We start from the raw sequence: 19904 nt of genomic DNA, 5'->3' as shown, positions 1-19904 counted from the left end.
CGGCTGTGATGGCGATCACGCGCAGGCGAAACCGAACGGACCATGCCCCCTGTCGCGACCGCGAAAATGCCTTAGCGTTTGTTGCATCACCGGAGGGCTTCTGTATGTATCTGCTGACCATCCGGGACGGTCTGCAGACGCGCCACATCGGGCCCTACGCGAGCCCGAGGCAGGCGTCCGACGACCTTGACAAGCTGCAGGCCAGCTGCGGTGACAAGGCCACCTGGCAGATCCACCGCCTGGAATCCCCCGCCGAACTGCACACCCGCATCCCCGGCAGGGGAGACACCGAACCGGTGGCGGTCTGAACGGTTGCTCAGGCCCGGGGCGGGGTGCGGGGATAGCCCCGCAGCAGGCCGCTCTCGACCATCAGCCCGACGCCGGCATTGATCAGAATCAGGCCGAGGGCCCCGTACCAGACCCACGGTCCTGCCTCCGGCAGTGACTGCCCCTGGTCGGCCGCCGCCGCCAGGGCTGACCAGGTCTGAATGCCCTTGCGGATCACCCCCTCCCCGAACAGGCAGAGCCCGGCGGGGAGCAGGAGCACACCGAGCTGGGCCTTCACGTACCAGCGGATCTTGTGAACGGCCATGGGGCGATGCGTTGTCTGATCTGGGAGCAAACCTAGGCCGCAAGCTCCGGCCGCCACAGCCGCCGGGGACGGCGGCGCTGCCGTTCAGGCCGCGGCGCCCGCCACCAGCCAGGCCACCAGGGTGCGCACGCCGAAGCCGGTGGCCCCCGCAGGATCGAGCCCCCTCGCCTTGTCGCTCCAGACGGTGCCGGCGATGTCGAGGTGGGCCCAGGGCAGCCCCCGGGTGACGAAGTCCTGCAGGAAGAGGGCGGCGGTGATCGAGCCCCCGGGCCGCGGTCCGGTGTTCTTCATGTCGGCGACGTGGCTCTTGAGCCCTTTCTTGTAGGTGCCGTGCAGGGGCATGCGCCAGAGGGCCTCGCCACCGGCGGTGCCGGCGGCGATCAGGGCCTCGGCCAGGCCGTCACTGGGGGACCAGAGCCCGGCGATCTCCTCGCCCAGGGCGATCACGCAGGCGCCGGTGAGGGTGGCGAGATCGACGATGGCATCAGGCTCCAGGCCGCAGGCGTAGACGAGGGCATCGGCCAGGGTGAGACGCCCCTCCGCGTCGGTGTTGTTGATCTCGATGGTCTTGCCGTTGGAAGCGGTGAGCACGTCGCCCGGGTGGATGGCACCGCCGCTGATCATGTTTTCGCAGCTGGCGACGATCACGTGCACCTCAAGGCCGGCGGGGCGGATCTCGGCGATGGCGCGGGCCGCCCCCAGCACGGCGGCGCTGCCGCCCATGTCGTACTTCATCATCTCGATCTGGGAGCCGGCCGTCTTGAGGTTGTAGCCGCCGGAATCGAAGGTGAGCCCCTTGCCCACCAGCACCACCCGCCGGGTCACCTCCCCAGCGGGCCGGCAGGTGAGATGGATGAACTTGGGGGGCAGATCGGAGCCCTGGGCCACCCCCAGGTAGGCCCCCATGCCGAGAGCTTCGCAGTCGTCCCGCTCCAGCACCTTGAGCTCGAGACCGAAGGCGTCGGCGATGGCGGCGGCCTCATCGGCCAGCGACTGGGGGGTCGCCTTGTTGGGCGGGGCCGCCACCAGCCGCCGGGCCAGTTCCACGCCGCTGCAGGTGGCCGCCACGTGGGCCAGGCCCGCCGCCGCGGCCTCCCCCAACCCGAGCAGGGTCACCCGGCTCGGCAGGGAGCGGGGCTCGGCCTCGCTCTTGAAGCGCTGATCGTCGTAGAGGCCGAGCCGCACCGCCTCCGCCATGGCCGCCGCGGCCGCCGCCGGCTCGAGCCCCTCCAGGGGGAACCACAGGCCGAGCTCCTCGACACTGGCGCTGACGGCCGTGCGGGCGGCACCGGCACCCGCCTGGCGCAGGGCGTCGAGCCCGAACTCGGCCGGATCCCCCAGGCCCACCAGGATCAGCGTGGCCGGGGTGCCGCCGGGCCGCTCCAGGGTGAGGGTCTGGCCACTCTTGCCTTCGAAGCGGCGGCGCTGGAGCCAGCCCTCGAGGGCGTCCCCCACCAGCTCCTCCACCAGACCCCGCCCCCCGCCACCGCCGCCGGCGAACAGCCCCACCACCAGGGTGTCCCCCGCCCAGCACTCCTTGAGGGGACGTGGGTTGTCTTGATCAACGGCAAGACAGCGAAACTCCATGGACCCAGCGCAGGCGGCCCGTGATCGTAGCCAGCACCGCCCTGGCGTTCAGTCGGGATCGGCCGTGAACGGGGTGGCCCAGCGATCCCGGGTCTCCTTGTTGAAGGGGGGCAGCCAGCGCCGGATCAGGGCCTGCTCCAGGGCCCGGCGGGGGGCGACCGCCGCCGGCACGTCCGACCAGAAGCGGATGCTCGGCCGCGCCTCCAGACCCGCCCGTGCCAGGGCCTCGCCGTAGGCCGCCAGGTAGTCCTTGCAGTCGTGGTCGCCCTTCCAGCGCTGGTCGGCCCGTCCGGTCTCACCGACGTAGAGCAGCAGGGGCAGCGGCAGCTGGGGCGGGCGGTCCATCACCAGATACAGCGCCGCCCCCTGCTGGGCCAGCCGGGGCCAGCGCCAGAAGGACAGGCTCTGGGGGCTGAGGCTGAGGGGATCGAGGCGTCGCGCCTGCTCAAGGGGATCGCCCGGGTCCGCGGGGACGGGGAAGAGCAGCCCCTGCTGGAGGGGGTCGGCGGCACCGGCGGCGGCGTAGAGCGGCGCCTGGTGGTCGGCGAGGCGGGACTGCCAGGTGAGCAGTTGCTCCCGCCACAGCGGCAACGACGGGGCCGGCGGCGCGCCGGCCAGCGCGGCCACCGGAAACAGTTCCCCCTGCCGGCTCATCGGGCCCGCCTCCGGGCCGGCGGCAGCACCGGCCCCGGGGCGGCGTCGTAGCGGAACCGGCCGATCCAGCGCTCCACCTGCCCGGGGGAGAGCTCCAGGCGGCGCTGGAGATCGGCCAGGTCCCGGAAAGGCTCCCGGGCCCGCTCCCGCAGCAGCCAGCGGCTGCGCTCCGGCCCCAGGCCGAGCCGCTCCTGCAGCAGCCGTTCGGACGCCTGGTTGATCGCCAGCGGCGGCGGCGGCACAGGCCTGGGATGGTGCCGGCGACGGAAGCGCAGCACCGGCAGCCAGGTGCCCACCCGGGCGGGGGGAACCCGGAGCGCCGCCGCCAGCTCCCGGGGGCCGGACCACTGCTGACCCTCGCCCTGGAGGCGGACCAGCCGATCCACCAGCTCAGGCGGGCAGCCGGGAAGCCGCAGCCAGTCACCGGCCTCGGCGCGGTTGACCTCGAGGCTCCAGCCCAGGGCGGCCGCCTGGCGCACCTCGGCCCCATCCTGGAACCGCAGGGCCGGGTTCAGGGCCAGCTTGAGGGCGAGCAGCTCCCGTTCGACGGCCTCCTCGGCCCCCAACCCGGCGTCGCCACTCCCGGCCGGGGTGGCCTCGGGCCGTGGCGAGAGTGGCGGCAGCTGGCCGGTGGCCTCGAGCAGATGGCGGGCCAGGGGATCCAGCCAGTGGCGTCCTGCCATGGAGGCCCGAGCGCGCGCACGTCGGGCCTGAAGCTAGCGGGTGCCTCCGGGTCGGGGCCAGTCGACCAGGCCCAGCTGCAGGCCGATGACCACCGCCTGGATGCGGCCCCGGACCCGCAGCTTGAGCAGCACGTTGCGCACGTGGGTCTTGACGGTGTCGACCGACACCATCAGTTCCCGGGCGATCTCATGGTTCGTCAGGCCGTGCACCACCCGCTCGAGCACCTGCCGCTCCCGGGCACTGAGCGGCTCGGCGGCGTCGCCGCCGGGCTCCTGGTCCGCCAGGACCGCCCCCACCAGCGCCCGGTCGAGGTACAGGCCGCCACCGAGCACGCTGTGCAGGGCCTGCAGGCCGGAGCCGTGGAGCAGCCGCGACTCCGGCACGATGCCGTCGCAGCCCGCCTGCAGGGCCTGTCGGATCCGGGCGAGGCGGTGCTCCTGGGACACCACCAGCAGGGTGCGGACCTCGGGGTGGCGGGCCTTGACCTGCACCACCAGGTCCACGCCGCATCCCTCCTCCAGCCGGTCACTGACCAGCAGCAGGGCGGGTCGATGGCGGCGCACCTGGGCGAGTCCCTCGGCGGCCGTGGTGGTGGCCCCCAGGATCCGGGCCGGCGTGCCCATCAGCAGGGTGATCTGGGCCCGGCTGCCCAGGCACAGCACCAGGCGGACCCCGTTCAGCAGCGCCAGTCCCCGGCTGAGGTCGTCACGCACCTGGGGCAGCAGGGGGGTGAGGTCCACGGGCACAGCGGCGGGGACGCCCCAGCGATGGGGGAGATCCATCCTCGCCAGGGGATGGGCTCCATTTCGGTATCCGCCATGGCGGGCCGGGGGCCGCGATACGTGGATCCGCACTCCCCAGGGGTGCCCGGTCTCTGCAGAATCAACCTCTGCAGCAGTCCGGAGCAGACGTCCCCATGGCTTTCTTCGACTCCGAGATCGTCCAGGACGAAGCGAAGCGGTTGTTCAGCGATTACCAGCAGCTGATGCAGCTGGGCAGTGACTACGGCAAGTTCGACCGCGAGGGCAAGAAGCTCTACATCGAGCGGATGGAGGAGATGATGGAGCGCTATCAGGTGTTCATGAAGCGCTTCGAACTCTCCGAGGACTTCCAGGCCAAGCTCACCGTCGAACAGCTGCGCACCCAGCTCGGCCAGTTCGGCCTCACCCCCGAGAAGATGTTCGAACAGATGACCCTCACCCTCGAGCGCATGAAGGGCGAGCTCGATGCGGCGGGCTGATCCGGCGTGAAGGACGTCATCGTGAAGGACGTCATCGTCGTCGGGGCGGGGCTGGCCGGACTGGTGGCCGCCAGGGAGCTGCGCCGGGCCGGCCTGTCGGTTCAGGTGATCGAGGCGGCACCGGCCGTGGGCGGCCGCATGGTGCGGGCACCCCTGAATCAGGAGGGGGCCGGGCCGGCCGGGGCCCGGCCTCCCGCCTGGATCGACCTGGGCGGCCAGTGGGTGGGAGCCACCCACTCCCGCTTCCGCTCCCTGCTCGAGGCGCACGGCCTGCGCCGTTTCCCCTCCCCCCACGACGGCGAGACCGTCCTCTGCTTCGGCTCGCATCGCTGCACCTTCAGCGGCTTCTTCCAGGGGTTCCCGGAGGGCCAGCCTCCCTCGGTGCCCCGAGCGGACTGGCAGGACGCGATGCAGGCCCTGGAACGCTTCCAGGAGCTGGTGGCGTCCCTGCCGGAGGGCCATCCCCATCACCATCCCGACGCCGACGCCCTCGACCGGCTGAGCTTCCAGGACTGGATCGAAGCCCACACCCACACCCCCTTCGCCGCCTGGTACTTCGCCTACTTCTGTCGGGCCGTCGGTTTTCTCGGGCCGGCGGAGCCGGACCAGGTCTCGCTGCTGCACGTGGCCTGGGGCCAGCGCACGGCGCCCCAGGGCGACCACCCCGAGGAGGAGCTGATCCACGGCGGTGCCGGCCAGCTGCCGGCGCTGCTGGCTGGGGGCCTGGAGGACGCCCTGGTGCTCGGTGAGCCGGTGCGGGCCATCCATCAGCCGGAGGGGCCCGCCGGCCCCGGTGCGGAGGGCACCGTCACGGTGACCACCGACAACGGCTGCCACCACGGCCGGGCGGTGATCGTGGCCATGCCGCCGGCGATGGCGGGCGCGATCCGCTTCAGCCCCGCGCTGCCGGCCGATCGGCGCGCCCTCCACAAGGGCATGGCCATGGGCCGCTGCACCAAGGTGCTGGTCGCCTACCGCAGCCCCTGGTGGCGGCAAGCCGGGTTGGCCGGGATCGGCATCGGCGATCGCCCCTGGGTGGAACTGTGCGCCGACAGCTCCGATCCCGAAACCGGCCTGGGGGTGATCGCCGCCTTCGTGGCGGGCCGGCGCCAGGAGCGCTGGTCGGCCCTGGGGCCGGAGCCGCGGCGGGCGGCGGTCCTGGAGGATCTCGCCGCCTACTTCGGTCCGATGGCGCTGGAACCACTGGACTATGTGGAGAAGGACTGGCCGCGGGAGCCTTTCGTCGGCGGGGCCTTTGCCGGCTGGATGCCCCCCGGGCTGTGGACCGGCAGCGGCGACGCCCTGCTGCGGCCCCACGGCCGGGTGTTCTGGGCCGGCACGGAGGTGGCGGAGCGCTGGCCGGGCTTTTTCGAGGGGGCGGTGGCCAGCGGCGAGCGGGCCGCGGCCGAAGTGGTGGCCCTGCTGGGCTGAGCGACCGGAGCAGCACGGCTGCCTACCATCCCCCCCAGGCAGGCGGCGGGTGTCGATGGCGGAAGCGGAGCACGTGAATCGGGTGGCGTATGAGGCGGGGCCGCTGGAAGCACCGCTGGCGGTGCCACCCCTGGCCGACGCCCTGGCCAGGGGCATGGCCGACCTGTTCCCCTCCGGCAAGGCTCCCGATCCGGATCAGCGTCTTGAGGCCCGGCTGGCGGAGGCGGAACGCCAGGGCCGCCCCCTGCGGGTGAAGCTGGGCATCGATCCCACCGGCAGCGACATCCACCTCGGCCACAGCCTCCTGTTCCGCAAGCTGCGCGCGTTCCAGAACGCCGGCCACACGGCGGTGCTGATCATCGGCGACTTCACGGCCCGCATCGGCGATCCCACCGGCAAGAGCAGCACCCGTGTGCAGCTCGACGCGGCGGCGGTGGAAGCCAATGCCGCCACCTACCTGGCCCAGCTGGGCCAGGGCCAGCCCCCCGAGCGCTCCCTGCTCGACTTCGAGACCCCCGGCCGACTGGAGGTGCGACGCAACTCCGAGTGGCTGGCCGGCCTGGCGCTGCCGCAGGTGATCGAGCTGCTGGGCATCAGCACCGTGGGCCAGATGCTGGCCAAGGAGGACTTCGCCAACCGCTATGGCTCGGGCACCCCCATCAGCCTGCACGAGTTCCTCTATCCCCTGCTGCAGGGCTACGACTCGGTGGCCGTCGCCGCCGACCTGGAGCTGGGCGGCACCGACCAGAAGTTCAACGTGGCCATGGGGCGCGACATGCAGCGCCATTTCGGCCAGCGGCCCCAGTTCGGGCTGCTGCTGCCGATCCTGCCCGGCCTCGACGGGGTGCAGAAGATGAGCAAGAGCCTGGGCAACACCGTGGGGCTGATGGAGGACCCCCTGTCGATGTACTCCAAGCTCGAGAAGGTGCCGGACGCGGTGGTGGAGGACTACCTCACCCTGCTCACCGATCTCGACACGGCGGCCCTGCCCACCAGCCCCCGGGAGCGGCAGAAGGCCATGGCCCTGGAGGTCACCGCCAGCCGCCATGGGCGCGACGCCGCGCTGCAGGCCCAGGCCGATGCGGCCGGGCTGGTGGGAGCCGGCCTCTCCGGCACTGGAACGCCTTCGGGGGATTTGAGCGCGGACGGCGTGCCCGAGGTCTCCCTGGCCGGGCTGGCCTTCCCCCTCAAGGCGTTCTATCTGCTCAGTGCCCTGCGGGTGTGCGCCAGCAGCAGCGAGGGGCGGAGGCAGATCCAGGGGGGCGGCGTCAAGCTCGACGGCGAGAAGCTCAGCGACCCCAACCAGGAGTTCGCCAGCGCCGAGGAGCTGAACGGCAAGGTGCTGCAGCTGGGCCGGAAAACCTTCCGTCGGCTGGTGGCCTGATGGCGGACGCCGAACGCACCACCACGGCCATGGAGCCCACCCTTGACCCGGCAGAGTGGATCATCCTCGCCCTCGACCGCGGCGACGCCGAGGCGGCCCTGGCCCTGGTGGCGGCGGTCCCGGAGCTGCGCTGGGTGAAGGTGGGCCTGGAGCTGTTCACGGCCGCCGGACCCGCCGTGGTGCGGGAGCTGCGGCGGCGGGGCCTGCGGGTGTTCCTGGATCTGAAGTTCCACGACATCCCCGCCACCATGGCCGGGGCCTGCCGCAGCGCCGCCCGGCTGGGGGCGGAACTGATCACCGTGCACGCCTGCGCTGGCAGCGAGGCCCTCGCCGCCGCCCAGGCCGCGGCCGAGGAAGGGGCCGCCGAGGAGGGGCTGGGCGCCCCCACCCTGCTGGCGGTGACCGTGTTGACCAGTTGGGATCCCGACCGCTTTCACCGCGAGCTGGCCATCGAACCACCGCTGGAGACCTACGCGGGCCAGCTGGCGGCGCTGGCGGCGGCGGCGGGCCTCAACGGCGCGGTGTGCTCGCCCCTGGAGGTGGCCCGGCTGCGGGCTGCCCTTCCTCGCCCCTTCGCCCTGGTGACCCCCGGGATCCGCCCCGCCGGCAGTGATACGGCCGATCAGCGGCGGGTGATGACCCCGGCGGAAGCCGTGGCAGCCGGCGCCAGCCGGCTGGTGATCGGGCGTCCGATCAGCGGTGCCGCCGACCCGGCGGCGGCCTTCGCGGCCTGCTGCGCCGAACTGGGCTGAATCAGCGCCGTCCGGAGAAAGCCTGCGGCGCCAGGGGGGCCGCCTTGCCGTAGAGCCAGCCCTGGCCCCGCAGCCAACCCTGGGAGGTGAGCAGACGGGCCTCCTCGATGGTTTCCACCCCCTCGGCCACGGTGTCGAGTTCCAGTCCTTCGGCCACGCCCACCAGCGCCTGGGACAGCCGCAGGCTCTTGGTGTCCTTCGCCCGCATGGCACAGGTGAAGGAACGGTCCAGCTTCAGCCCGGCGATGGGCAGGTCGCGCAGATGGCTGATCGAGGAGTAGCCGGTGCCGAAATCATCCACATACCAGCGGACCCCACGGCTGGCGAGCTGCTGCATCTGCTGCCGGATCCGGTCGGTGACAGTGAGCAGGGCCGTCTCGGTGACCTCCAGGTGCAGCCGCGCCGGGCTCACCCCTGCGGCCTGCACGGCTTCGGCCACCAGCTGGGGGTGGTCGGGCTGGGCCAGGGTGGCCGCCGACACGTTCACCGCCATGGTGAGTCCATCGGGCAGCCGGGAGAGGGCCGCCAGTGCCTGCCGCAGCACCAGCCGGTCGATCCGGACGATCAGGCCACGGCGCTCGGCGCAGGGCAGGAATTCGGCCGGGCCGACCTCGAGGCCATCGGGCCTCACCCAGCGAGCCAGGGCCTCGTAGCCGGTGACTTCGCCGGTCTCGAAGCAGACGATCGGCATGAACCAGGCGGCGAACTCCTCCATCACCAGCCCGCGCTGGATCTCAGCGGCGAACAGCAGGCGCGTGTGGGCCTCGGTCGCCAGCGCGTCGTCGAGCAGGGCGAAGCAATTGCGGCCGCGGGCCTTGGCCTGACGCATGGCGAGGCTGGCGTCCCGCAGCAGCTCGTCCGGGAGGGCTCCGGCGGCGGAGGTGGCGATGCCGATGCTCACGGTGGGATCGATGGGCTGGCCACCGATGGTGATCGGCGCCCGGCAGGCCGTGAGGATCCGCTCGGCCATGTGGGCGGCCTCGGCGGTGGACGCCAGATCGCTCAGCAGGACGATGAATTCATCGCCGGTGCCGCGGCCCACCCGGTCCGGCTCGCCGATCTCCCGGACGATCCTCCCCGCCAGGAAGGCGATCAGCTGGTCGCCGCCGGCATGGGTGAGGGCATCGTTCACCTGGGTGAGGCCGTCCACGCCGATGCTGAGCACCGCCAGGATCGAGCCGGTGCCCGCCTGGCGATCGAGGGCCTGGCGGATCCGGGCCAGGGCGACACTGCGGACGGCCAGGCCGGTGATGGCGTCGTGGCGCTGGCTGTGGTCGAGCTCGGTGCGGATCGTCACCCGGTCCTGGATGTCGCGCAGGCAGAGCACCCAGGCCCCGCCGCCCCCCTCCGGCGCCGGCCGGACGCAGCCCCCCATCCAGCACCAGCCGTCGTCGGCGCGGCGGATCCGCAGCTCGCCCTCGAAGCGGCCCCGGTCGCCAAGGCCGAGGCCGGCGCGCACGGCCCGGCAGCGGTCATCCCGGTGCACGAAGGCCATGGCGGGTCGACCGACAAGGGCGGGGGGTGACCAGCCCAGGAGCGCCTCCACCGATTCCGAGACCCAGAGAATCCGGTGATCGGCATCCACTTCGATCACCAGATCCGAGGCATGGCCGGCCAGCAGGCGATGGCGCCGCTCCAGCTCCGACAGCCGCAGGCGAAGGTCGGCCGGTTCATTCGCCCCGCTCCAGAGGCAGCAGAGCCAGCCGCCGGCGGGAAACAGGCGCAGGGCGCGCGGGGCCCCCGGGGCATCACCCGGGCGGCCGGAGGCCGGGACCTCCACGGCCTGGCCCGCCTCGAAGGCCCGGAGGCCGTGCTCGAAGAGGTCGCTGGGGCATTGGGACGGATGGAGATCGAGCAGCCGCGCCCCCACGATGCGGTCCGGCGGGTGGCCGTGGAAGCGGCAGGCCGCTGCGTTGGCGTAGGTGCAGATGAAGTCCGTGATGGTGCCGGCGACGCCCCTCTCGGGCCGCAGCATCAGGAACGGGTCCGGCAGGGCATCGAGGATCGGCTGGCGACAGGCCGCCGCGCCCGGAGCCGCAAGGGGGGCCGACGGGAGTGGGGACCCCTGGGGCTCAGGAATCACCGTCAACCTCTCCAGCAGAGGCTCACAATTACCGGCAGTATCGCTGATCACCTTTTTGCGTTTTCTCTGCCGGGAAACAGGATGCAGAAAGGGGAAGGTGTCTGAGAAACCCATCGAAAACGTTCACCATCTCCATGGGGCGTGATGCAGATCCGGGGCAGAAGCACTGAGGCCAAGAAGCAATTGTGCGGCAAATCTCCAGGGATCACTCAAAAAATGCTAGCCGTTCTTGCCACTTCAGGCAGCGTGACGGGTCCGCCGTTGGCACCGGAAGATGCGATCGATCCCCGGCAGATGTTGGTGCCAACGGTTGGTTCATCCCGGCAGGATCTGGGCCGGTCAGATGTCCGGCCGCCGCGGCGCCACGTCAGCTCCGGCGGCCTCGGCCCGCTCCAGCTGCCGGGCCGCCCAGCGGCCCAGCCGCCCTGAGCCGGCCAGTTGCTGGAGGAGTCGTTGCGTTTCAGCGCGGCGTTGCTGCCGCCGCTGCTCCTCGCTGGGCACCCGGTCGTCGAAGGGCACGTGGGAGCGTGCCGCCAGCCAGGCCCCCAGGTGGCGCAGGGGGGTGGGATCGGCGGCATGGTCGTCGACCCGCAGGGGCGGATCGGGGGGCCGCAGGGCCTGGAGGCGGTAGGAGCGGTCGCCATCGGAATCGACCCGCTCAACCAGCTCCAGGGCCCGGGCTTCCCCCAGGGTGCGCAGGCGCCGACCGAAACGGCGCTGCAGCACCAGGAGCCGTGGCTCGAGCCGCCACTCCAGGCGCCCGAAGGCCAGCCACATCTGGCCCCAGCCACCGACCAAGGCCAGCAGCGCCACCGGAATCCCCAGGGCCCAGAACCCCGGCCAGGCGGGGCCGCTGCGCAGGAGCAGGGCCAGCAGCCCCCACAGCACCAGGTTGACCAGGCCCATCACCAGCCGATGCCGCTGCCGCAGGGCCGGGTCAGGCACCAGCAGCGGAGTGCCAAAGGAAGGGGTGATCTCCCGCCAGCCCGCCGGCAGGACCGTCGCCGCCGGGACCCTGACCTTGGCCGGGCGGGAGGAGTCCTCGGCAAGGGGGCGCAGGCCCAGCCGCCGGTTGAGCTGATCGGCAGCCTCCTGCCGCTGCCGCAGGCTGCCGAGTCGGGTGATGTCAAGGCTGCCCCCCGACAACTCGGCCACCAGCGGCCCTCCGCCGACGTCCGCTCGTCGCAGCTGGAAGCGGCGGATCTCCCGGAGGGGCAAAACCCGCCGACGGCGGAAGGGTCCCCGCTGCACCTGCCGCTCCAGCATCCCGTCCGCCGCGAGAGTCAACCGGTCCTCCGACCACAGCGCCCGCAGCAGCGCACGCAGGGCGGCGGCGCCACCGAGACTCCAGAGGCCCAGCCACACCAGCAGGAACAGGGCCACCGGCAGGGCCCCTTCACCGCTGGCGAGAAATGCGCCCACCAGCTTCCAGAGGATCCAGAGGGCGAACACCTCCCCCGCCAGCCATCCGCAGAGCCACAGCAAGAGGAACGCCGCCACCACGAATCGCCCGGGGCCCAGGGGCCGGAAACGGAAGGTGGTCGTGGAGATGGCACTGTTCCCCGCCTCGCCCACTGCTTCGCCCACTGCCTCGCCCACTGCTTCGCCCGCCGTCGTCCGATGGGCTCATGGTGGCGAGGCGACGCCGGCAGGGCAGCGTCGAGGAAAGAGAAAACCCCCGATCCGCGGACGGAACGGGGGTGGGGAGCTCAGCCCTGGGGGAGGCTCAGCCGACGAACTCGCGGCTGGGGGCGGAGACGCCGGCGGGGGCGGTGCCCTTCAGGTAGGCCAGCATCGTGTCGGCGTCGGAGCACTCGAAAGGGTCGGTGGGGCAGTTGTCCTCGAGCCCGGGCTCCACGAACATCTTTTCGATGGTGCCGTCGTTGACCAGCATCGAGTAGCGCCAGGAGCGCGCACCGAAACCCAGGTTGCCCTTTTCGACGAGCATGCCCATCTTGCGGCTGAACTCACCGTTGCCGTCGGGAAGCAGGAACACCTTGTCGGCGCCCACCTGCTTGCCCCACTGGAACATCACGAAGGCGTCGTTGACGGACACACAGACGATGCTGTCGACACCATGGGCCTTGAACTCTTCGTACAGAGCCTCGTAACGGGGCAGGTGGTTGGAGGAGCAGGTGGGGGTGAAGGCACCGGGAAGGGAGAACACCACCACCTTCTTGCCCTTGAAGATGTCGTCGGTGGTCAGGTCCTGCCAGCGGAAGGGGTTGGGGCCCGGCACGGATTCATCGCGCACACGGGTCTTGAAGACGACGCTGGGGACCTTTTCGATGGCAGCCATGTGAATGTGTGAAGAACGACTTGACGACGCGCCGCCCGGAGCAGCGATCGAAGAGAGCTTAACTCATAATCGATCCGCCTTAGGGTGGAAACCGGCTGAGTGTTTCTGCTCATCGACGGTCCCCGGCCACCCGGTCGACCGGCCTACAGTCCGACCCGCCTGCTCCGGCCCTCGCCCCAGCCATGTCCCTCTCGATGTTCGAGGCGGCCGTTCCGCCCCTGGCCCGCAGCCTGCGCAACCTGGCGGGGATCCTGGCCAAGGCGGCGGGACACGCCGAATCCCGGGGAATCGATCCCGACGTGCTGCTCCAGGCCCGCCTTTACCCCGACATGTTCCCCCTGGTGCGCCAGGTGCAGATCGCCACCGACATCGCCCGCCGCGGCCTGGCCCGGCTGGCGGGGGTGGAGAGCGTATCGATGGAGGACCACGAAGCCTCCTTCGACGACCTCATCGGCCGCATCGAGACGACCGTCGCCAGCCTGGAGGGCTTCTCCGCCGAGCAGATCGACGGCACCGAAACCAAACCGATCGAACTGCCGATCCGCGGCGAGACCCTCCGTTTCAATGGCCAGAGCTTCCTGCTGTTCTTCGTGCTGCCCAACGTCTATTTCCACGTCACCACCGCCTACGACATCCTGCGCCACAACGGCGTGGAACTGGGCAAGCGTGACTTCCTCGGCGAGCCCTGAGCCCCCTCAGCCCCTGCCCATGGTCTGGGGCAGGGGTCGCCGCAGCGCCGCCGGATCGAGGCCCTCCCGCAGGGCCAGCACGATCCCAGCCGCTTCGGCGTAGCTGGCGGCCGGGATCACCGACAGCCCCAGGGCCTCGCCGCTGACCTGCAGCAGGCAGGGGTTCCCCTCCACGGCGATCACGGGCACGCCCCGCTCGGCGCAGGCCAGCACCGCCTCCCCCCCCAGGGCTCCCGCCGGTGCCACCACCACCCCCACATCGGCGCCGTGCAGCAGCCCGTTGCCGCTGGCCGGCTCGGGCCGCAGCGAGGGGGCCCGGCTGAGGCCCACCAGCACGCAGGGCAGGAAGGTGTGGCCCAGCTCCTCGGCCGCCGCCCGCGGATCCAGAGCGGGGTCGGGCGGCAGGGGCGCCAGGGCGGGGGCATGGGCACAGGGCAGCCCCAGGTGGCGCACCAGCAGGTGGCTGATCACCGCCTCCGCCCCGGCCAGGGCATCCACCCCCGTGCCGTGGCGGTAGGCCGCCAGGGCGTCGCTGCCGGGCTCGTCGGGGAAGCGGGCCACCACGGCAATCGCCGTGGCCCCGGCGTCCCGCAGCGCTTCACCGGCCCGCAGCAGCGCATCGGGCCGGCCGAGGGTGCCCCAGCTGCTGCCGCTGGGCCCGATCGAGAGGCTCACCTCCAGGGGTCCATCCGTGCTGAGCACCGGGCCGATCGTCAACCCCAGGCTGGCGCGGCAGGCGTCGATCACCTGGCGATGGCGCAGCAGCAGCTCCGCTTCGATGCCCGCATCCAGCAGCACGCCCACCCGCTGGCTGGGCACCGGAGCCAGGGCCAGCTCTCCGGCGGCGAAGCGGTCGAGGCTCCAGCCTTCCACGTAGTGCAGGCGCCGGTCGCTCCAGTAGAGGGAGGCGGCGTTCATCACGTTGGGGTGGGTGATCAGGCAGCCGCTGGCCGCCGCCAGCAGCCGGGCCGCCGGCAGGCCGTCGCCGGCGAAGCCACCCACGGCGCAACCCACCCCGGTGGGGATCACCAGCAGGGTGGGCAGGGGCGGGGCCGCCGCGCTCAAGGGCCGGGAGCGGGGGCCGGCGCCACCACGATCCCCTCGAGCCGCAGGCCGCGGCGGGGATCCACCGCGGTGATCGCCCAGCGCAGGGGTTCGGCGCCCTCACCGGCCAGGCGGCGGGCCTCCCGCGCCAGCCCCTGCCGCAGCTGGGGCAGCAGGGGGCCGGGGGACGCCTGCAGCCACAGTTCGAGGGGCACCAGGACCCTCACTTCTGGAACTGTCCGAACTGGGCCTCGTAGAGGGCGTCCTCCTGGCCGGCCAGCAGTTCAAGGTCGGCGAGGGGATAGGAGACGCACAGCAGGGCAAAGCCCTTCTCCTGCAGCTCGGCCTTCACGCCCATGGCATCGGGCTGGTGCACCATGCCGCTGCGCAGCAGGGCGGCGCAGGTGGTGCAGACGCCCGAGCAGCAGGAGCTGGGCAAGGGCACCCCGGCCGCCTCGGCGGCGCTCAGCACCGTCTGGTCGCTGCGGCAGGGAAAGCTGTACGAGGCGCCATCCAGGCTGGCGCTGATCTGGAAGACGGGGAGCTCTGGGGTGGTCGCTGGAGTGGTCTCGGACACGGGGAATGGGGGTCGGGAAGGGGCGGCGGCGGCAGGGCGGCTCAGGCTCCCGGCTCGATCCCATCTTCCCCGATCGCCAGCCAGCGGCCGGGGTGGGGGGCGAGGTACTCGCCCGGATCGGGAGCGTTCGCCGGGGCCGTGAGCAGGAAGTCGATGCTGAGCGAGAAGCGGGTGTCGTCCGGGTCCTCGTTGGGCAGCACCGCATGGTCGACCGACGAGGGGAACAGCAGCAGCAGCCCTGCCCTGGGCGCCACGTCATGCCAGGGACGGTTGAGGACGGCATCGGCCCCGATCGGCCCGTCCTGGCCCACCGCCAGCCCCGGCACCAGCTCGTTCACCTGGCGGGGGGCGAACAGGCGCAGGCAGCCACTGCGGCCGCTGCCGTCGCCATTGAGGTAATAGATGGCGCTGAGATGGGCGTTGGGGTGGTGGTGGCGCCCCACCTGCTCGCCGGCCTCGCTGACCACCGGCCAGCTGCGCTGCACGTGCAGCGCCAGACGCCGGCGATCGAACCCCAGCGCCGCCATATACGCCCAGGCATGGCCCGCCAGCCGACCGATCAGGGGGGCGAACAGGGGGTCACGGTGCAGTTCCCCGGCGCCGCGCACATCCCCGGTCCAGGCGACGCCCTCCTCGCTGGGGTCCTGCTCCCGCAGGGCCAGGACCCGCTGCAGCAGCAGGGCGGTGTCGAGGGGATCGGGCGCCAGCTGCACCCGGCCCAGGGCCATCGGGAACAGGGGCTCGATCGCCAGGGCGGCGGGGGTGGTGGCCTCAGCCATGGGGGGAGCAGCGTCCGGGCCAGGGAATGCTGCCCCAAGGGTCCGACACCGAGCCATTCAGCCGCCACCCACCACCACCCCGTGACGAGCGCCGCGCCTGCTGGAGAAGCTGCGGGAAGAACTGGCCGTGCGCCACTACGCCCGCCGCACCGCCGGGACCGACGAGCAATGGGTGCGACGGTTTCTGCGCTTCCACAAACTGCGGCCGCCCCGGGAGATGGGGCAGGAGGAGATCAATGCGTTCCTCACGCACCTGGCGGTGGAAGGGGGGGGGGGGTGAGCGCCTCCAGCCAGACCCAGGCCCTCTCGGCGCTGCTGTTCCTCTATCGGCACGTGCTGGGGACGGATCCGGGCGACCTATCTGGGGTGGTGCGCGCCCGGGTGCGACGGCGGCTGCCGGTGGTGATGACGCCGGCGGAAGTGCAGCTGGTGCTCAGCCAGCTGGAAGGCACCACGGGCCTCGTGGTGTCGCTGCTGTACGGGAGCGGGATCTCGACTTCAGCCACCGGCAGATCACGGTGCGCAGCGGCAAGGGCGACAAGGAACGCCTCACCCTGATACCGGAGCGGCTGGTGGATCTTCTCGGAGTGCACTTGGAGCAGGTGCGCCAGGTGCATGGCGGCGACCTCGCCGCCGGCTGGGGGAGGGTGCTGCTCCCCCATGCGCTGGAGCGCAAGTATCCAAATGCGGCAAGGGAATGGGGCTGGCAATGGGTTTTCCCCCAGAGCCGCCGCTGGCGGGATCCATCCAATGGCAGGGAAGGACGGCACCACCTCGATGCCTCCATCGTGCAGAAAGAGGTGCGCAGGGCGGTGCAGGCCACGAGGATCCCGAAACGGGTGAGCTGCCAACCTTCCGCCACTCCTTCGCCACGCACCTTCTGGAGAGAGGCGCCGACATCCGAACCATTCAGGAGCTGCTCGGCCACAACGACGTGCGCACCACGATGATCTACACGCACATGCTCAACCGCGGCCCCTGCGGCGTGCGCAGCCCCGCCGACCTGCTGTGAGCCGGACGTCGCTGCCGTGCGCTGCGGCAAACCACCTCCAGGACGAGCAAGGTGCATCGCCGGAGCCATGGAGCTCGCCACTCACCGTGCCGGGGATGCCGAAACAGGGACCAGGGAACCGCTTTGAAGGACATCCACGGCGAATGGTGGCTGCATGGGCAGCAGACCAGCAACCCGCTCCAGACGGAGGGCCAGCGCTTGGACCCACCAGAGGCACCGACCCTTGCCAAGGAGTTTTTCTAGGTGCATAACGGCTACGAGATGCATGCAAGTCAACGAGCAAGGATGGCAAGGAACCCAGTCACGGCCAAGCCCGCTCCGACGTACGGCCTAACTGTCCTCTGCATAGGCGGCAACCTGCGAAGCCCTTTGCGTGCATCACGTAACCACCCATTTAGTTGTTAGAAGGATCAGAGAAAAGCAGGAAGCCCTGACGTTCTGACGTCAAAGCGCTAAGGTTAAGGAATGTATGAAAGAAAACGGGGCACCAATATACTTTGACGCGAAAGTACATCGTGCACTGCGCCTAAGAGCTGCAGCATGTAACCGCTCAATTTCGGACATGGTCAACGAAGCGGTGCGCATGACATTGGCCAAAGATGCTGATGATTTGAAAAACGCTGATCAAAGGCAAGCTGAGTCAAGCTCTAGCTTCGAGCAGTTTGTCACAAGCCTAAGAGATAGTGGCCGACTATAGCTTCTCTATTAAGCCATCAGCGGTTAAAGAAATACATCACCAGGACCTGGTTGAGGAGCTGCTCAGCGGTGCGCAGCTTGGGGAGGATCTAATCAGGCGTGTGGCGCTTGCATTTCAATGGGCTGGTCCTGAAAAAATCAGGCTGGTAGGGAAGTTCTCATGAGGACTGTTTGAGCACTCGGGATACACGTCAAGTCCAGTGGGGTGAAGACGGGCGAGGCCTGAGCTAAACGAAGCGAGGCGCTGGAGTGCACTGGGCGTGTTCACTGCAGATGGCGCCCGACCACCGTGGGCATCAAGCCCGATCAGCCCGGAACTGCGGCAGTTCCACGGTGACCCTTGCACCGCCCCCAGGTGCGTCCGCAATCGTGAAGTGGCCATGGTGACGGGCCACAAGGTTGCTGACAATGGCGAGTCCAAGCCCGGAGCCGCCGGTCGTTCGCGCCCGCGAACGCTCAAGCCGCACGAACGGCTCGCGCACCAAGTCACGCATCGCCGCTGGAATGCCGGGACCGCGGTCATCAATGGTCACCACGACCCGATCAGGCGGCATCCTGGCCACCCCGATCCGCGCCAGGTGACCGTGCTTCAGCGCGTTGTCGATCAGGTTGGCAAAAACCCGACGCAGGGCGAGGCGGTTCCCAAGCACGTAGAGCCGAGGCGTCGGCCCGTCCCCAACCCCGTCGAGGCTGACGCACTGATCCGGTCGAGCCTCCAGTTCCAGGCTCAGCAAGGCGTGGATGTCGACCAGTTCGAGACCATCCTCCGTCGCTGTCTCGGTACCTTGGGTGGCGAGCAGGGCATCATCCAGCAGGCGAACCATGTCGTCGAGGTCCGAGATGGCATGGTCCAGACCCTGGGAGGTGGGCGCGTTCTCCAAACGCAGCCGAACCTTGGTGGCCAATGTCCTTACATCGTGCTGGAGACCGCCGACAAGGGCAAGGCGCGCCTGCAACAGTCGCGACAGTCGCTCCTGTTGCCGGTTGAAGGCTCCCACGAGGGCGCGGATCTCAGGCGCCGCTGACCTCACGTCCCTGATCGGTTGGGGGTCAGCGTTCAGATCAATGCTGTCGACGGCACGCGCCAACTCTTCCAGCGGTCGGATCTGACGCAACAGGAACACCAGCATCAGCGTGGCGAAGACCGTCCCCACCAGCCCGGCGCCGAAGCCGAGGGGTAAGCCGAAATTGGTCACCGGAAACAGCTCCCGGGATCGCAGAACGAGCAGCGTGTTGCGGTCCAAGGTGGTGATCAGAACGCGTCTTTCATCGGCGCTGCGCAGCAGCGGTGGCAGGTCGTCCATCGGCCGCCCGGGTCGCCAGACATCCAGCCCGATGGCACGGTTCGGCATCGCCGCCCGGTAGGCAGCTGCGAGCTCTTTCAGTGGCCGCTCTGCCGGCGCCGCAGGGCTGAGCGCGGGCCCGGCATGGGGTTCAAGCGTGACTTCGAGGGTCGGAGTCGACAGCGCCGGCAGGATCTTCGCCCGCGCCTCGTCGGAGAGCCCGTCGAGCAGATCAGCCATCGCCGCCACCTTGGCCGGCGAGGGAATCGTTGCCTGCGCGTTGATGGGCGACCGCCGCAGCACATAGGCCGCGGCCATCACGGAGATCGTGAGCAGTGTGACCACAAGGGTCAGGCCGAGGCGAACCAGATGGGACGTTTTCATCCCGACACGACCTGCACCGTTGGCGTGAACAGATAGCCATGACTTCGGATCGTGGCGATGAGCCGTTCGTTGTCACTGGCCGCTTCGATCTTCTTCCGCAGCCGCGACACCAAGGTATCGATGGACCGGTCAAAGGGATCCCCACGGCGCTGGTGGACCTTCTCGAGAAGCAGATCCCTCGAAAGCACACGCTGGGGTGCCTGGACAAAGCAGACAAGCAAATCAAATTCAGCGCTGGTCAGTGCAATGTCACGTCCTGATGAATCCGAAAGACGTCGCGCATTCACATGGACCGTGTATTGATTGAATTGGAGCACCTCCTGGGGCGGGTTGCGTCCTGCCGGCGGCCCGCCACGGCGCAACACGGATCGAATCCGGGCCACCAGTTCCCGTTTGGAGAACGGTTTCGTCACATAGTCATCGGCACCGAGTTCAAGTCCGACGATGCGATCGACTTCAGCACTTCGGGCCGTGAGCATGATCACGGGAATTGACGAGGCCGCGCGCAGCCGCCGGCAGATTGACAGGCCGTCCTCACCGGGGAGCATCAGATCGAGGATGACGAGGTCGGGTCGCTCGAGCGCGATGGCGGCGTCCATGCGTCCCGCATCGGGAACGCCCCTGGCGGCAAACCCCTCCTCGCTCAGGACGCCGATGAGGAGCCCTCGGATATCGTCATCATCATCGACCACAAGGATCTTGGTTGGCTCTGCGCCCATCCCCAGGCTCGGCGA

Annotated in this window: 21 protein-coding genes and 1 pseudogene; 8 read left to right on the top strand and 14 right to left on the bottom strand. The window is 70.3% G+C overall.

What is annotated here, in order from left to right:
* Positions 1-104: 104 nt before the first annotated feature.
* Entirely contained in the window at positions 105-308 is a 204-nt protein-coding gene (locus VB738_RS06760) for a hypothetical protein (protein ID WP_323305020.1), read from the top strand.
* Between the two features lie 8 nt (positions 309-316).
* Here the strand turns inward: VB738_RS06760 and VB738_RS06755 are convergent, their stop codons facing one another.
* The 5 genes from VB738_RS06755 to VB738_RS06735 form a co-directional block, all read right to left on the bottom strand.
* Entirely contained in the window at positions 317-592 is a 276-nt protein-coding gene (locus tag VB738_RS06755) for a hypothetical protein (protein WP_106220326.1), read from the bottom strand.
* An 84-nt stretch (positions 593-676) separates the two neighbouring features.
* On the bottom strand, positions 677-2179 hold the full coding sequence (locus tag VB738_RS06750) for a leucyl aminopeptidase (protein WP_323305019.1): 1503 nt from the start codon (positions 2177-2179) through the stop codon (positions 677-679).
* Positions 2180-2227: 48 nt separating this feature from the next.
* A complete protein-coding gene (locus VB738_RS06745; RefSeq protein WP_323305018.1) occupies positions 2228-2833 on the bottom strand; it encodes a GIY-YIG nuclease family protein in 606 nt (201 codons plus the stop codon).
* Positions 2830-3516 carry a hypothetical protein gene (locus VB738_RS06740; RefSeq protein ID WP_323305017.1) on the bottom strand — a complete coding sequence of 229 codons (687 nt, stop codon included), beginning with the start codon at positions 3514-3516 and terminating at the stop codon, positions 2830-2832. Before VB738_RS06740 ends, VB738_RS06745 begins: the two co-directional genes overlap by 4 nt.
* 33 nt (positions 3517-3549) lie before the next feature.
* Positions 3550-4299, bottom strand: a complete 750-nt coding sequence (locus VB738_RS06735) for a response regulator transcription factor (RefSeq protein WP_323305016.1) — start codon at positions 4297-4299, stop codon at positions 3550-3552.
* Positions 4300-4433: 134 nt separating this feature from the next.
* On the opposite strand from VB738_RS06735, the gene VB738_RS06730 reads away from it, so the two are divergent.
* The 4 genes from VB738_RS06730 to pyrF all read left to right on the top strand — a co-directional run bounded on the left by VB738_RS06730 (position 4434) and on the right by pyrF (position 8324).
* A complete protein-coding gene (locus VB738_RS06730) occupies positions 4434-4757 on the top strand; it encodes a DUF1825 family protein (RefSeq protein ID WP_323305015.1) in 324 nt (107 codons plus the stop codon).
* Positions 4758-4763: 6 nt separating this feature from the next.
* On the top strand, positions 4764-6188 hold the full coding sequence (locus VB738_RS06725; protein ID WP_323305014.1) for a flavin monoamine oxidase family protein: 1425 nt from the start codon (positions 4764-4766) through the stop codon (positions 6186-6188).
* 154 nt (positions 6189-6342) lie between these two features.
* Positions 6343-7572 carry a tyrosine--tRNA ligase gene (gene tyrS / locus VB738_RS06720; RefSeq protein WP_323305181.1) on the top strand — a complete coding sequence of 410 codons (1230 nt, stop codon included), beginning with the start codon at positions 6343-6345 and terminating at the stop codon, positions 7570-7572.
* Positions 7572-8324 carry an orotidine-5'-phosphate decarboxylase gene (gene pyrF, locus VB738_RS06715; RefSeq protein WP_323305013.1) on the top strand — a complete coding sequence of 251 codons (753 nt, stop codon included), beginning with the start codon at positions 7572-7574 and terminating at the stop codon, positions 8322-8324. The genes tyrS and pyrF overlap by 1 nt, the downstream gene beginning before the upstream one ends.
* Position 8325: 1 nt before the next feature.
* On the opposite strand, the gene VB738_RS06710 is transcribed toward pyrF, so the two are convergent.
* The 3 genes from VB738_RS06710 to VB738_RS06700 form a co-directional block, all read right to left on the bottom strand.
* The gene (locus tag VB738_RS06710) at positions 8326-10407 is read right to left on the bottom strand and encodes a putative bifunctional diguanylate cyclase/phosphodiesterase (RefSeq protein WP_323305180.1); all 2082 of its coding nucleotides are present in this window, start codon (positions 10405-10407) and stop codon (positions 8326-8328) included.
* Positions 10408-10746: 339 nt separating this feature from the next.
* Positions 10747-12006: a hypothetical protein gene (locus VB738_RS06705; protein ID WP_323305012.1), complete on the bottom strand. Its 1260-nt coding sequence runs from the start codon at positions 12004-12006 to the stop codon at positions 10747-10749.
* Between the two features lie 127 nt (positions 12007-12133).
* The gene (locus tag VB738_RS06700) at positions 12134-12706 is read right to left on the bottom strand and encodes a peroxiredoxin (RefSeq protein ID WP_323305011.1); all 573 of its coding nucleotides are present in this window, start codon (positions 12704-12706) and stop codon (positions 12134-12136) included.
* 182 nt (positions 12707-12888) lie between these two features.
* On the opposite strand from VB738_RS06700, the gene VB738_RS06695 reads away from it, so the two are divergent.
* The gene (locus tag VB738_RS06695; protein ID WP_323305010.1) at positions 12889-13395 is read left to right on the top strand and encodes a DUF1993 domain-containing protein; all 507 of its coding nucleotides are present in this window, start codon (positions 12889-12891) and stop codon (positions 13393-13395) included.
* Positions 13396-13401: 6 nt separating this feature from the next.
* Here the strand turns inward: VB738_RS06695 and VB738_RS06690 are convergent, their stop codons facing one another.
* Genes VB738_RS06690 through VB738_RS06675 form a run of 4 tightly spaced genes read right to left on the bottom strand, consistent with a single transcriptional unit; the run spans position 13402 to position 15795 of the window.
* Positions 13402-14460, bottom strand: coding sequence for a DUF3326 domain-containing protein (locus VB738_RS06690; protein WP_323305009.1), 1059 nt, complete (start codon positions 14458-14460; stop codon positions 13402-13404).
* The gene (locus VB738_RS06685) at positions 14457-14654 is read right to left on the bottom strand and encodes a hypothetical protein (protein WP_323305008.1); all 198 of its coding nucleotides are present in this window, start codon (positions 14652-14654) and stop codon (positions 14457-14459) included. The genes VB738_RS06690 and VB738_RS06685 overlap by 4 nt, the downstream gene beginning before the upstream one ends.
* 8 nt (positions 14655-14662) lie before the next feature.
* A complete protein-coding gene (locus VB738_RS06680; RefSeq protein ID WP_323305007.1) occupies positions 14663-15016 on the bottom strand; it encodes a 2Fe-2S iron-sulfur cluster-binding protein in 354 nt (117 codons plus the stop codon).
* 41 nt (positions 15017-15057) lie between these two features.
* Entirely contained in the window at positions 15058-15795 is a 738-nt protein-coding gene (locus VB738_RS06675) for a TIGR02466 family protein (protein ID WP_323305006.1), read from the bottom strand.
* Between the two features lie 97 nt (positions 15796-15892).
* Between VB738_RS06675 and VB738_RS16445 the strand changes: the two are divergent.
* Positions 15893-16807, top strand: a pseudogene (locus VB738_RS16445) (integron integrase).
* Positions 16808-17490: 683 nt separating this feature from the next.
* Positions 17491-17667: a hypothetical protein gene (locus VB738_RS06655; protein WP_323305003.1), complete on the top strand. Its 177-nt coding sequence runs from the start codon at positions 17491-17493 to the stop codon at positions 17665-17667.
* 132 nt (positions 17668-17799) lie between these two features.
* On the opposite strand, the gene VB738_RS06650 is transcribed toward VB738_RS06655, so the two are convergent.
* Together VB738_RS06650 and VB738_RS06645 are read right to left on the bottom strand one after the other, a co-directional pair.
* Positions 17800-19170: a HAMP domain-containing sensor histidine kinase gene (locus VB738_RS06650; protein WP_323305002.1), complete on the bottom strand. Its 1371-nt coding sequence runs from the start codon at positions 19168-19170 to the stop codon at positions 17800-17802.
* The gene (locus tag VB738_RS06645) at positions 19167-19889 is read right to left on the bottom strand and encodes a response regulator (protein ID WP_216909479.1); all 723 of its coding nucleotides are present in this window, start codon (positions 19887-19889) and stop codon (positions 19167-19169) included. Before VB738_RS06645 ends, VB738_RS06650 begins: the two co-directional genes overlap by 4 nt.
* Between the last annotated feature and the right edge of the window lie 15 nt (positions 19890-19904).

This window comes from Cyanobium gracile UHCC 0139 (assembly GCF_034931325.1).
GTDB classification, from domain to species: domain Bacteria; phylum Cyanobacteriota; class Cyanobacteriia; order PCC-6307; family Cyanobiaceae; genus Cyanobium; species Cyanobium gracile_B.
This window is presented reverse-complemented; position numbering and strand designations above follow the sequence as displayed.

Bases quoted from the DNA above. Each gene is read 5' to 3' on its own strand.
- VB738_RS06760 (WP_323305020.1), top strand. From the start codon at position 105: ATGTATCTGCTGACCATCCGGGACGGTCTGCAGACGCGCCACATCGGG.
- VB738_RS06755 (WP_106220326.1), bottom strand. From the start codon at position 592: ATGGCCGTTCACAAGATCCGCTGGTACGTGAAGGCCCAGCTCGGTGTG.
- VB738_RS06750 (WP_323305019.1), bottom strand. From the start codon at position 2,179: ATGGAGTTTCGCTGTCTTGCCGTTGATCAAGACAACCCACGTCCCCTC.
- VB738_RS06745 (WP_323305018.1), bottom strand. From the start codon at position 2,833: ATGAGCCGGCAGGGGGAACTGTTTCCGGTGGCCGCGCTGGCCGGCGCG.
- VB738_RS06740 (WP_323305017.1), bottom strand. From the start codon at position 3,516: ATGGCAGGACGCCACTGGCTGGATCCCCTGGCCCGCCATCTGCTCGAG.
- VB738_RS06735 (WP_323305016.1), bottom strand. From the start codon at position 4,299: ATGGATCTCCCCCATCGCTGGGGCGTCCCCGCCGCTGTGCCCGTGGAC.
- VB738_RS06730 (WP_323305015.1), top strand. From the start codon at position 4,434: ATGGCTTTCTTCGACTCCGAGATCGTCCAGGACGAAGCGAAGCGGTTG.
- tyrS (WP_323305181.1), top strand. From the start codon at position 6,343: ATGGCCGACCTGTTCCCCTCCGGCAAGGCTCCCGATCCGGATCAGCGT.
- pyrF (WP_323305013.1), top strand. From the start codon at position 7,572: ATGGCGGACGCCGAACGCACCACCACGGCCATGGAGCCCACCCTTGAC.
- VB738_RS06700 (WP_323305011.1), bottom strand. From the start codon at position 12,706: ATGGCTGCCATCGAAAAGGTCCCCAGCGTCGTCTTCAAGACCCGTGTG.
- VB738_RS06695 (WP_323305010.1), top strand. From the start codon at position 12,889: ATGTCCCTCTCGATGTTCGAGGCGGCCGTTCCGCCCCTGGCCCGCAGC.
- VB738_RS06675 (WP_323305006.1), bottom strand. From the start codon at position 15,795: ATGGCTGAGGCCACCACCCCCGCCGCCCTGGCGATCGAGCCCCTGTTC.
- VB738_RS06650 (WP_323305002.1), bottom strand. From the start codon at position 19,170: ATGAAAACGTCCCATCTGGTTCGCCTCGGCCTGACCCTTGTGGTCACA.
- VB738_RS06645 (WP_216909479.1), bottom strand. From the start codon at position 19,889: ATGGGCGCAGAGCCAACCAAGATCCTTGTGGTCGATGATGATGACGAT.